General features: G+C 55.3%; 10 protein-coding genes and 1 tRNA gene. 3 read left to right on the plus strand and 8 right to left on the minus strand.

The window, feature by feature from the left end; all coding sequences use genetic code 11:
• Positions 1–62 precede the first annotated feature (62 nt).
• From AC6I8K_RS11940 to AC6I8K_RS11950, 3 genes are read right to left on the minus strand one after another with little or no spacing between them, the layout of a single operon-like run.
• A complete protein-coding gene (locus AC6I8K_RS11940; RefSeq protein WP_064739178.1) occupies positions 63–1094 on the minus strand; it encodes an ABC transporter permease in 1032 nt (343 codons plus the stop codon).
• 14 nt (positions 1095–1108) lie between these two features.
• Positions 1109–2593, minus strand: coding sequence for a sugar ABC transporter ATP-binding protein (locus AC6I8K_RS11945; RefSeq protein WP_064739179.1), 1485 nt, complete (start codon positions 2591–2593; stop codon positions 1109–1111).
• 33 nt (positions 2594–2626) lie between these two features.
• Positions 2627–3550 carry a sugar ABC transporter substrate-binding protein gene (locus AC6I8K_RS11950; RefSeq protein ID WP_064739180.1) on the minus strand — a complete coding sequence of 308 codons (924 nt, stop codon included), beginning with the start codon at positions 3548–3550 and terminating at the stop codon, positions 2627–2629.
• A 507-nt stretch (positions 3551–4057) separates the two neighbouring features.
• Between AC6I8K_RS11950 and AC6I8K_RS11955 the strand changes: the two genes are divergently transcribed.
• A tRNA-Asn gene (locus AC6I8K_RS11955) sits at positions 4058–4133 on the plus strand.
• Positions 4134–4357: 224 nt separating this feature from the next.
• On the opposite strand, the gene AC6I8K_RS11960 is transcribed toward AC6I8K_RS11955, so the two are convergent.
• The 5 genes from AC6I8K_RS11960 to AC6I8K_RS11980 form a co-directional block, all read right to left on the minus strand.
• Positions 4358–5662, minus strand: a complete 1305-nt coding sequence (locus AC6I8K_RS11960) for an NtaA/DmoA family FMN-dependent monooxygenase (protein WP_497826779.1) — start codon at positions 5660–5662, stop codon at positions 4358–4360.
• Positions 5663–5673: 11 nt separating this feature from the next.
• Complete coding sequence (locus AC6I8K_RS11965) at positions 5674–6873, minus strand: M20 family metallopeptidase (protein WP_483817691.1); 1200 nt, start codon at positions 6871–6873, stop codon at positions 5674–5676.
• Positions 6874–6966: 93 nt separating this feature from the next.
• Positions 6967–7626: a methionine ABC transporter permease gene (locus AC6I8K_RS11970; RefSeq protein ID WP_497826780.1), complete on the minus strand. Its 660-nt coding sequence runs from the start codon at positions 7624–7626 to the stop codon at positions 6967–6969.
• Positions 7607–8737, minus strand: coding sequence for a methionine ABC transporter ATP-binding protein (locus tag AC6I8K_RS11975; RefSeq protein WP_483817692.1), 1131 nt, complete (start codon positions 8735–8737; stop codon positions 7607–7609). The genes AC6I8K_RS11970 and AC6I8K_RS11975 overlap by 20 nt, the downstream gene beginning before the upstream one ends.
• A 12-nt stretch (positions 8738–8749) precedes the next feature.
• Positions 8750–9577 (minus strand): MetQ/NlpA family ABC transporter substrate-binding protein, encoded by an 828-nt coding sequence (locus tag AC6I8K_RS11980; protein WP_483817693.1) that lies wholly within the window; start codon positions 9575–9577, stop codon positions 8750–8752.
• A gap of 213 nt (positions 9578–9790) precedes the next feature.
• Between AC6I8K_RS11980 and AC6I8K_RS11985 the strand changes: the two genes are divergently transcribed.
• Positions 9791–10432, plus strand: a complete 642-nt coding sequence (locus tag AC6I8K_RS11985) for a TetR/AcrR family transcriptional regulator (protein ID WP_064739661.1) — start codon at positions 9791–9793, stop codon at positions 10430–10432.
• A gap of 74 nt (positions 10433–10506) precedes the next feature.
• On the plus strand, positions 10507–11889 hold the full coding sequence (locus AC6I8K_RS11990; protein WP_497826781.1) for a D-arabinono-1,4-lactone oxidase: 1383 nt from the start codon (positions 10507–10509) through the stop codon (positions 11887–11889).
• The last annotated feature ends 16 nt before the right edge of the window (positions 11890–11905 follow it).

The raw sequence follows: 11905 nt of genomic DNA on the forward strand, positions 1-11905 counted from the left end.
GGTGCGCATAAATGCGCACCCTACAAAAGCCCCTAGGGTCGCCATTCATGGCGACCACACTCTCAACGTTTTTTACGGTTTCTATGCATATCTATTGAAACCGCGGCAACGATAATGATGCCTTTAATGATGTCCTGCACGTAAGCATCCACACCGACAAAGGTGAAGCCGCTCTTAATCAGGCCAAGAATCACCGCACCAATCAGCGTACCGGTAATGCGCCCTACGCCGCCCATCAGGCTACTGCCGCCGATAACGGCCGCCGCGATGGCATCCAACTCGTACGCCATCCCCATGCTTGACTGGCCGCTACTCACGCGCGCCGCCAGCACGACGCCCGCCAGCCCTGAAAGCGCACCGGCGATGGTATAGACGATGATCAGGTATTTATTAACGTTGATACCGGACACTTTGGCGGAGGTCATGTTGCCGCCAATCGCGTAGACATATTTGCCGTAGCGGGTGTGTTTCAGCGCGATATGGAACAGGAACGCTACCACGAGGAAGATGATAACGGGCATGGCGCCCTGACCGATGGAGGTGAAGCCATCTGACAGGAAGCTGATGGGGTTACCCTGCGTGTAGTACTGCGCCAAACCGCGTGCCGATACCATCATGCCGAGCGTGGCGATGAACGGAGGAATACCGGTTTTGGTGATCAGCACGCCGTTCATCACGCCACACAACAACCCCACGCCAATCCCGGCGATAATCGGGATAACCGCAGGCAGGTTAACCAGCGAGGGATACATCGGTGACAGGCTGTCCGAGGTTTGCGCCAGACTGGCCGCCACCACCGCAGTTAACGCAATAACCGAACCGGAGGACAAGTCGATACCGGTGGTGATGATGACCTGGGTCACGCCCACCGCGATAATCCCGATGATCGCCACCTGCAGAATAATCAGCACTAAGCGATTGGTGTTCATCAGGAAAGATTGATCACGCACGTACCAACCGGCAATTTCAAAGATCAGGGCAATGCCCACCATCACAACAAAAATCCCGGTGTCTTTTGGCATCTTGTGACGCAAGCTGCTAAAGAAGGAACCCTGTTCTGCGGCCTGCGGGGCCGTAATTTTTACGTTACTCATAGATGTCTCACGCCTCACTCGGATGCCAACGACAAAATGGATTCCTGATTGGCCTCTTCTTTATCGAGGATGCCGGTTATACGTCCGCCGTGCATCACCATCACGCGGTCGCTCATGCCGATAATCTCTGGCAGCTCGGACGACACCATGATGATGGCGACACCGCGGTTCGCCAGTTCGCTAATCAAACGGTAGATTTCCGCTTTTGCTCCCACATCAATACCGCGCGTGGGTTCGTCGAGAATCAGGATCTTTGGTTGCGCCAGCAGCCAGCGGGCAATCAACACCTTCTGCTGGTTACCCCCGCTGAGGTTATTGATGATCTGATCCATGGTTGGGGTTTTAATGTTCAGCTTGCGAATCTGATCCATGCAGTCCTGAGCCATTTTGATGTGGCTGACAAAACCGCTTTTATGGGTGTAGTCGGGCATGTTGACGATGCTCATGTTCTCCATCACCGACAACACCAGGAACAGCCCCGACTTTTTGCGGTCTTCGGTGAGGAACGCCATGCCCTTCTCTATCGCCGTTGAAGGTGAATCGATTTTGACCGGCACGCCATCGATGAGAATCTCACCGCTGTCAAAACGCTCCATGCCGAACAGGCTTTCCATCACTTCACTGCGCCCGGCACCCACCAATCCCGCTACGCCGAGGATTTCGCCTTTGCGCACCGTGAAATTGATGTCGGTGAAGCGGTCTTTGCAGGTGAGATTGCGCACCGTCAGCACATCTTCGCCGATTTCACCGTTGAATTTCGGGAACAGCTGAGTCAGTTCACGGCCCACCATCTGCGTAATCAGTGACTGGCGGGTGTATTCGCTGGTGTTATTGCTGCCCACCCACGCGCCGTCACGGAAGATGCTGATCTCATCGGTGATGGCGAAAATCTCGTCCATTTTATGGCTGATATAGATAATGGCTTTACCCTGCTCGCGCAGGTCACGGATGATGGTGAACAGATGCGCCACTTCAGTTTCCGTCAGTGCCGACGTCGGTTCATCCATAATCACGATGTCCGAGTTCCAGGAGACCGCTTTGGCAATTTCCACCATCTGCTGCGACGCGATACTCAGTTCACCGACCATCCGTTCCGCTTTCAGGCGGATATTCAGTTTGTTCAGCAGTTCCTGGGTCTGTTTATTTAGCTTGCCGTGATCAACAAAGCCGTACTTCATCGGTTCGCGACCCAGCCAGATGTTCTCAGCCACGGTCATGTGAGGCACCAGATTCAGCTCCTGGTGAATCATGGAGATACCGGAACGCAGCGCATCCATGGTGTCCTGAAACTGCACTGGCTCCCCTTTAATGCGAATGGTGCCCTTATCGGGACGATACATCCCGATAAGGCATTTCATTAAAGTGGATTTGCCCGCGCCATTTTCACCCATCAGGGCATGTACCGACCCCGGTTTAATACGCAGTGAGACATTGTCGAGTGCCTTCACTCCAGGGAAGAACTTGCTGATGCCTTCGGCTTCAAGCGCAAAAGCGGTCATACATCACCTCCGTACGGCTAAGTCGGTTACGGTTTATTTCTGATTCTGACTGGCGAATTTTTCGTAGTTTTCTTTGGTGATCAGCTGGAAAGGAATATCGACCACTTTCTGCACTTTCTCGCCGTTAATCAGTTTGACCGCCGTTTGGACAGCGCCTTCACCCTGGCCTTTAGCATCCTGGAACACCGTCGCGACCATTTTGTCATTCTTGATCATCTGCAGTGCATCGGGGGTGCCATCAACACCCGCCACCAGGATGTGGTTGGGGTTTTTGCCCAAAGCCTGAAGTGCACCGATGGCCATTTCATCGTTGTTGGAGGCAATCGCCTGAATGTCATCGCCCGCTGTCAGCCAGTTACTCACCACGTCTACCGCATCGTTACGGGTAAATTTCGCGGTCTGTTTCTGTATCACTTTGATACCCGGATATTTCGCCACTACCGCTTCAACACCTTTGGTGCGCTCACGAGTCGATTCGTTGGCAAGGTCGCCCAACAGAATGGCCACATTGCCTTTGCCGTTCATCTTTTTAGCCAGCGCTTCCATCTGCAGACGGCCCGCCAGCTCAGAGTCAGAACCGACAAACGCCATTTTGTCTTTCAACTCGCCCGCCGGTTTGCGGTTAACAAATACCAGCGGTACACCGGCTTTCGCCGCTGCATCTACCAGGGGTTTTACCGCGTTGGTATCCACCGGGTTAACGATGATGGCGTCAACGCCCTGACCAATGAAATTCTGTACCTGCTGCAGCTGCTGTGAAACATCGCCTTTGGCGTCTTCAACCTGGCCCTTGATGTTGTCTTTTTGCATCTCTTTTTGCATTGCGGTGCGCAGAATGGTGAGGAAGTTGTCATCAAACAGCGCCATAGAAACGCCCACCTGAAGATCTTTTGCCATGACAGCGGCAGGTAACATGCAAACTAACAGGGAAGTTAATAACGCTTTTTTGAATTTCATAGGTAACCCTTCTTATTCGTTAACATGCTCAGGTTGGCTGAGACCGCGAATGAAAAATATCTTTTACATTCACCCAACGTCGCTGGCGTTTTTTTTGTGGTTGTAGAGGTAAGGCTTCTGGTCTAACGCTATCGGTTTACTGCATATTTTCGGTGTAACTCACTACTTATCAGCTAGTTATTTTCGAAATGTCGTTTCAGATGAATGAAGTCGTTTCGCCGGTGATGATAAGCAGTTCATTTATTTCATCCAATTGACATTTGAAACTTTCATCATAAAAGCACTGAAATGATTGTTTTAAAATCGGCAAATAACAAAACTTTGACATGCATCTAACATCTCAAAGGAATTGCGTTTAAATTGAGATCCTGTTGGCAGTTTAGAATCTGATCATTCAAGGCAGAAAAGCAGCATTCCGCTGCTTTTACGCGCACTTAAACCAGAAGTGTGCAGTAGGGCTTTGACAACGGGGATCGGCATCGCTAATATGCGCCTCGTTCACACGATTCCTCTGTAGTTCAGTCGGTAGAACGGCGGACTGTTAATCCGTATGTCACTGGTTCGAGTCCAGTCAGAGGAGCCAAATTTAGAGAAGCCCGCTTAGGAAACTAAGCGGGCTTTTTGTTTTTCTGTATTGTCTGACGCCACTCTTCTCTACTCGCATGCTTTTGTAGCGGCGCGATTTATCGCGCGGTTCTCATGCGCAGTGCGGCAATGCGCAATGAATTGCGCCGCTACAAGGCGTGCGCTCTAAATGAAAAAGCCCGCCCAGGATCACCTGGGCGGGCTTTTTCATTTAATCATTCGTTAATCGATGCCGCGTGGCAAAGCCACCAGCTCCAGACTGCTGCGGAAATCGTTGCCGACATAATCAGTATCGATCAGCTGGCGGCGACGCAATTCCGGCAGCAGGCCGTTAAGCAGCAAATCCTGCTGATCGGGCTGGCCGAGTCCATGCAGCGAAATCACATCCAGTACGCCGGCGCGGTAACGCTGTTCGATGGCATCGGCCAAAATTTCTGGCGTACCGGCAACAAACCAGTGGCCGGTCTCTTCGGCTTTGATGATCAGCTCACGCAAGGTTAATCCTTCCAGCGCATAGTCACGGAAAATGGCCGCGCGCCCCTGACGACGATGCACCTGCGCCAGCTCGGGAATAAACGCGGCGGGCAGCGGTTGATCGAGCGGCAACTCACGCAGATCGATCTGACCGCCCAGCATATCGGCCACACGCAACCTCCCCTGTTCATAGTTGATGCGCTCATGCTTATCGCGCAAACGGCGCGCTACGTCGGCGTCGCTGTCGCCAATGATGGCGTGGAACGAATTCATGATCAGCGGCGGATTGTGTTCGCGGCCAACACGTCGCGCACGCTGCTGCACATCAGCGACAAACGCCTGCGCGGCCTCGAAGGTCGGTTGCGAGGTGTAAATCACTTCGGCGTAACGTGCACCGAGCGTTACGCCTGCTTCAGACTGGCCCGCCTGGAACTGCACCGGACGGCGCTGCGGTGGCGGCGGCACGTTGAGCGGACCCGCCACCTGGAAATAGTCGCCGCGATAGTTAATCGGATGCAGTTTGGTGTGATCGAGACGAATGCCACCGCTGGCATTGCGCTGCACCGCCGCGCGTTCGTTAGCGTCATACAGCGCGTTCATTACTTCGATAAATTCGGTGGCGCGCGCATACCGTTCCTGCGGTGGCGGCAGCTGGCTTTCGCCAAAGTTCTCTTCGCCAACCGATGAGGTCACCGCGTTCCAACCCGCACGACCGCCGCTGATGTGATCCAGCGTGCCGACCTGACGCGCCAGATTGTAGGGATGTAGCCAGCTGGTGCTGACGGTGGCAATCAACCCGATGTGCGACGTCACCTGGCTCAAAGCCGCCAGCGCAATCAGCGGATCTTGTGTGCCGGTGGTGCCGGCTAATCCTGCCGGATCGGCTTGCAGTAAATCGGCGGTGAACAGTCCGGTAATCTTTTCGCGCTCGGCAATCTTCGCCAGCTCAATGGCACGCGCGATGCCGACGCCCGGCTGGTTATCATTGGCGGCGGAAATCACACTGCTGGCGCCGACCAGCGTTTTCAATTTTCTGCGATAAGTTTGCGACACAACACGCTCCTTTATAGTTGTCGCGCGAAATCCGCTTTGACGGTGTTTAAGGCGTCCGCATCGGTCAGCAGACGTAAGCCGGTGCGCGCCAGCACGCGGGCGCCAATCAGCAGCGCCTGATAGCCACGCTCAGAGTTGGCCGCTTCACGGAATGGCACGGTATGGAAAATCAGATCGTCGGGGCCGATTTTCAGCCACGGATGCGCAGTCGGTACTGCATGACTGATATCGCCGGCATCGGTCGAGACTTTGTTCTTCTGCGGGGATAAATCGACCTGTTCGCCTGCCGCGCTAAACGCCTCCAGCAGCAGCGCATCCAGCGCCGGATTGAGTTTGAAATCACGGGGACCAATTTGATGATCAATCTCGACGCGCGCGCCGGTCGCCAGCGCCACGCCTTCGGCAATGGCGCGCAGACGCGGTTCAAGTGATTCGACCACTTCACGGCTGTCCGCGCGGATGTAGTAATGCGCCGACGCGTATTCCGGGATCACGTTCGGGGCCTGACCGCCGTTGGTAATAATGCCGTGCACGCGCACGCCGTCGGGCAGTTGCTGACGCAGCACGCTGATGCCGTTGTACAGCAGCACCAAGGCATCCAGCGCATTGATGCCCTCATGTGGCGCGCTGGCAGCATGTGATGGCTTGCCGTAGAAGTGGAAATAGAGATGATTATTGGCCAGCGTGGATTCGGTTAGTCGGGTTTTACCTGATGGATGCACCATCAGCGCTACGTCGACATCGTTAAGTAATCCGGCTTCGACAAAGCGCTTTTTCACGTTGCCTTTAGGGCCGCCCGGCCCGGCTAATCCGCCCTCTTCCGCTGGCGTACCCAGCACCACCACCCGTCCGCCGGTTTGATCCAGCACCTGCGAAAGTGTGATGGCTGCCGCCACGCTGGTGGTGCCAATCAGGTTGTGACCGCAGGCGTGTCCAATGCCGATTAGCGCGTCATATTCGGCGAGAAAGGCGATGGTTGGCCCGGGTTTGTCGCTGGCTTTCACCGCATAGAACGCGGTTTCATGCCCGGCAACGTTACGCGTGACCTCAAAGCCCTGCGCGGTCAGCAACTGCGTGAGCTGCTCGCTGGCGAAATATTCGTTGTTGCCGGTTTCGGGCTTTTGGAAGATGGCTTGCGCGACCGTGATGTAGGTTGCGCTGTGTTGTTCGAGGCTGCTTTCGAGCGTGAGCTGAAGAGGGTTCAGCGTCATGGGCATTCTCCTTTTTGCGTGGCGGTCGCCATAAATGGCGGCCCTACGATGGAACCGTGTGGGTTTTGTAGGGTGGCCATTCATGGCCACCGATTACGCATGCCGCTTATCAATACGCTGCACCAACCGGTCACCGACCCACTGAATGCCGCACACCAGCACAATCAGCACCGCGATCACCGCAATCATCACCGAGGTTTCAAAACGCTGATAACCGTAACGGATCGCCAGATCGCCCAGCCCGCCTGCGCCAATCGCGCCGGCCATCGCCGAAGCGCCAATCAGCGCCACCAGCGTCACCACAAAACCAGACAAAATGCCGGGTAAGGCTTCCGGGATCAGCACGTCCCAGACAATGCGCAACTTGCTGGCGCCCATGGCGCGTACCGCATCAATCAGCCCGCGATCGACCTCGCGCAGCGACACTTCAGCTACGCGCGCAAAATACGGCGTGGCGGTAATCGACAGCGGCACAATCGCCGCCCAGGTGCCGAGCGACGTGCCGACCAGAAAACGGGTAAACGGAATCAACGCCACTAACAAAATAATGAACGGCAGCGAGCGGAAGCTGTTGATAATCAGACCCAGCACGCGGTTCACGCCGCGATGCTCGGCAATACCGCCGGGGCTGGTCATCACTAAAATCAGGCCGAGCGGCAAACCGGCTACCAGCGAAAACAGGCCGGAAATCGCGGTCATTAATACCGTTTCGCCTAACGCATTCAGTAAAAGATCAATCATCACTGGCGACATAACCCACCAACTCCACTTGAGCCTGCTGCGCGTGCAGCCAGCTGAGAATCTGTTGCTCGTCGGCCGCGTTCGCCGCCGGGAGCGCAATAAAGAAACGCACTACCGCGTAGTGCTGGATGTGATCGATGCCGCCTTGCAGTAGGCGGAATTTGCCCGGCAGCGCGCCAGCAAAGCGGGTGAGCAGATCACCCTGCGCATCGTCGCCGGCAAAATGCACGCTATAAATGACGTCGCCCTGCGGTTGATCGCTGAGGCGCGCGGCAATATTTTCCGGCAGCTGTGGCAGCAAACCGCGCAACAGCGTGCGCGTCAGGTCCGATTGCGGATGCGCAAACACCTGCCACACCGGCCCCTGTTCGATAATGTGCCCGGCATCAATCACTGCCACGCGGTGCGCCACCGATTTGATCACTTCCATCTCATGCGTGATCAGCAGAATGGTAATGCCGAGTTTTTGATTCAGTGATTTGAGCAAGGCCAGAATCGAGCGCGTGGTTTCCGGATCAAGCGCGGATGTCGCTTCATCACACAGCAACAGCGCCGGACTGGCTGCCAGTGCGCGGGCAATGCCGACACGCTGTTTTTGTCCGCCGGATAACGCCGCCGGATAGCTTTGCGCTTTGTCCGCCAGTCCCACTAGCGCCAGCAGTTCCGCCACGCGCTGCTGGCGCTGCGCTTTATCCATGCCGGCGATTTTCAGCGGTAGCGCGACGTTCTGCGCTACCGTTTTCGCCGACAGCAGATTGAAGTGCTGGAACACCATGCCCACGCGGCTGCGCACCGTTTGCAGCTGCTTTTCCGACAGGCCGGTGATGTTCCGGCCTTCGATTTCTATGACGCCTTCATCAGGTTGTTCCAGCCCGTTGAGACAGCGGATCAGCGTGGATTTCCCCGCACCGCTGCGACCAATCAGGCCAAGAATTTCGCCTTTCTGCACCGTCAACGAGATATCGCGCAGCGCCTGGGTTTGTCCAAAGCGACGTGACACGCCTTGCAGACGCACCACGCTGCTGCTGTCACGAAACGTCACCTGCGCCTCGTCATGGATACTTTCCGCCACGCCGCGTTTGATGGCGGTATAGGGCGTTTCGGCTGCTGAGAATAACGTCATCTTTTTCGTTCCTTACCAGGCCGTCTCACCGGTGCCTTTATAGACCTTGTCAAACACAGTCTTCACGGCATCGTTCTGATAAGAAGCCACCAGCGTTTTCACCCACGGTGCGCTGACGTTCTCTTTCTTCACCGCAATAAAGTTGTTATACGGGTTATCTTTTACCGGCTCTTGTGCAATGCGGTCTGCGGCGGTCAGGCCACTTTTTAGCGCCCAATCGGTGTTGACCACGGCGGCGTCCAGGTCAGGAACGGAGCGGCCGATGATGCCGGAATCCAGCTCTTTGATTTGCAGATGATGTGGGTTAGACGTGATATCGGCGGTGGTCGCCGCGATGCCAACGCCGGGCTTCAATTTGATTAGCCCTTGTTGTTCGAGCAGCACCAAGCCGCGCGCTTCGTTAGAGGGATCGTTGGGTACGCCAATCACTGCGCCCTCTTTCAGTTCTTTGGCGCTTTTCACTTTCTTCGAATAGAGACCAATTGGCCACACTGCGGTATCGCCGACGCGCACGATGTCGTAGTGATTGACCTTGATTTGGTTATTGAGGAACGGCTGATGCTGGAAGGCGTTGGCATCCACTTCGCCGTTTTGCAGCGCTTCGTTTGGCTGGTTGTAATCGTTGAAGATCACGGTTTTCACCGTTAAGCCTTTTGCCGCCGCCTGTTTGATCACTTCACGCCAGACGTCTTCATCTTCGCCGCTGATGATGCCGACTTTGATCGAGGTTTTATCCGCCGCGTGCGCGATGGATAACGACGACAACGCGGCGCTGGCCAACAACACGGCGCCGGCCGTTAACATGAATTTATTTTTTACTGCTGACAGACGTGTGTGCATAAAATGCTTCCCTATCGTTATAATTGCGCGAGTCAAAATAAGCTGTCGTAACGACAGATGACCGCAGTATACGCAGTTGCTTATTCCTACATTATGATTTATTCAGAAATGCTATTCCTGAAAAGCATAAAGCCGCAGCGCCGCTCGCATCGCCACAAGCGAGAACATGGCTGTGTTATCCTTTCCCTTTTGCTGGACTTGTTACTGAGCGCTATGTCGGACACCACAACCAAACGAAAAAATGACCCTGAAGGGCTAAAGAAACGCATCCTGGCCGGCGCGCTGAAAATGTTTGCCGAGTTCGGCATGCAAGGCGCGCGACTGGAGCAGATTGCTGAGCACGCGCAGACCACCAAACGTATGGTGGTGTATCACTTCGGCAATAAAGAGCAGCTGTATATTGAGGTGCTGGAGCAGGTGTATCAGGCGATTCGCCAGCATGAAACCGGTCTGAACCTTGCAGAGATGGAGCCGGAACGGGCGATGACCAAACTGGTGGAAGCCAGCTTCGACTACCACGTATCGCACCCGGATTTTATGCGGCTGGTGTGTACCGAAAACCTGCTGCGCGGGCGCTACATCATGCAATCTGAACGCATTAAAACGCTGAATAAAAGCGCGCTGGATGTGCTCGATGACATTCTGGCGCGCGGTCAGCAGCAAGGGGTGTTTATTGAAGGCCTCGACACCGTGGATGTCCACCGCTTACTGAGCAGCATCTGCGTGCATCACGTCTCCAATCGCTACACCTTTCACACACTCTTCACACCCAACGACAGTGAAGAAGACAGCATTCGTCGCAATCGCCAACTCGCGGTCACGGCGACGCTGCGTTATGTGCGCAAAGCCCCGTAGGCTGCGGCTGCGCAGTGATGGTCTACGCTTAAAATCCTGGGACCGTCACAGACCTCAATTTAAGGAACGCCGTAGTGAACAAAGACCCCCACCTTTATCCCTTACGCCATACGCACAATACTGACCAGGACAGCGCACTGTGGAACTGGGCGCAGAACACGGTGGTTGGTCTGCGTACGCAGTTACAACAGCCGCAAAATGAAGCGGAGCTACAACAGTTGCTGCGCGCTGCCAAGGGCAAAGTGCGCGTGCTGGGTAGCCGCTTGTCGCCAGGCCGCATGCTGGGCGTGGATGAGCAGGATTTGTTGTTGGACCTTAGCGCGTTTAACGGCGTAATTGAGCAAGATGCAGATAGCGTCACCTTTGGCGCCGGCACGCCGCTGGAGCAGGTTTACAGCGCGTTAACCGAGAGGGATCGCATGCTGGCCTCGTCGCCGGGCGTGATTGCTGTACAAACGCTGGCCGGTGCGATGGCCACCGGCACGCACGGTCAGGGTTTGGGGCAAAGCTCACTGGCTGACGAAGCGCTGCGCATTCGTATGGTGTTGGCCGATGGCAGCGTGCGCGAATTTGTGCGCGGCGAGCCCGATTTCGCTGCAGCGCAGGTTTCACTTGGCACGCTCGGTATCGTCACCGCCGTTACGCTGCGCACGCGCCCTTTCCGTCTGTTTACGTGCCACAAGTTTGCCGTCTCAGCCGATACGCTGGAGCAGGATCTGGTCGAGTGGAATAATCAGTATGAGATGAGCAAAGCCTGGTGGTTTGTCGATGACAACCTGATGCACGTGTGGAATGCGCACGAGGCCAGCGATGAAGAGTCGCAAGCCTGGCACGCCAATCAGCGCGAGGTGATTGAACATGGCGACAACACCGACAGCAGCCTGAACGACACCATCGACCAGACGCTGGCGCAGATGCATCGCGATACACAGATTCACGGCAAAGGCGGCAAACAATTCCGCACCGTGACGCGTTTCCGTGATTTTACCGACGTCAGCGGCGATATCTATCAGCTGTTTTGTCGCGGCATTGCCGTGCCGCAAATTAACGTCGAGATCGGCGTGCCGCTGGCGAAAACGCCGCAGATTATCAGCAAGATCAAAGCGTGGTATGCCGAAAATCATCCGCATATGCACTATCCGATTATCCTGCGTTGCACCGGCGCGTCCGAAGCCTGGCTCAGCCCGGCGTATCAGCATGCCACCTGCTTCTTCGGCTTCGTGGTCTATTACGCCGATGATGGATCGCTGTCTGAAGATGGCCTGCACTTTCTCACCGAAGTGGAGAAACTGCTGGCAGCCGAAGGCGGACGTCCGCACTGGGGCAAATATTACGATCCGCAACGTTACCAGTGGCGCGATTTCTATCCGCAGTGGGACGCTTTCCGCGACGTGCGCAATCAGCTCGATCCACAACGCCGTTTTAGCAATGATTATGTCACTGCTTTATTTGATTAAGTTTGAAAGGGAGAAA

The sequence above is a fragment of the Pantoea sp. X-Soil-ISGK-421 genome (assembly GCF_059730785.1).